Raw genomic sequence first — 319 nt, forward strand, 5'->3', positions numbered from 1 at the left:
TGTTGATGCCGGCCTTGCCGTCCACGAGGAAGATGATGACGTCGGCCTCGCGCACCCCCTCGAAGGCCTGGGCGCGGATGGAGCCTTGGAAGGCGTCGTCGCCGCCCATCTCGATGCCGCCGGTGTCGATGAGCATGAACTCGACGCCGTTCCAGTCGGCCTTGTGGTAGCTGCGGTCGCGGGTGACGCCGCGCATCTCGTGCTCGATGGCGTCGCCGGTTTGGGCGATGCGGTTGACCAAGGTGGACTTGCCCACATTCGGGCGGCCCACGATGGCGACGATGGGAAGGGGCATGGTTATCCTCGCTATTCTTTACGG

The 319-nt window shown here is 65.2% G+C and carries 1 protein-coding gene; it reads right to left on the bottom strand.

From position 1 onward, the window contains the following. Positions 1–295: GTPase (locus NE591_RS13645; RefSeq protein WP_256156909.1), on the bottom strand; the 295-nt coding region annotated here is incomplete at its 3' end. Positions 296–319 lie beyond the last annotated feature (24 nt).

The sequence above is a fragment of the Adlercreutzia sp. DFI.6.23 genome (assembly GCF_024462535.1).
In the GTDB taxonomy this organism is placed as follows: Bacteria; Actinomycetota; Coriobacteriia; order Coriobacteriales; family Eggerthellaceae; genus Adlercreutzia; species Adlercreutzia rubneri.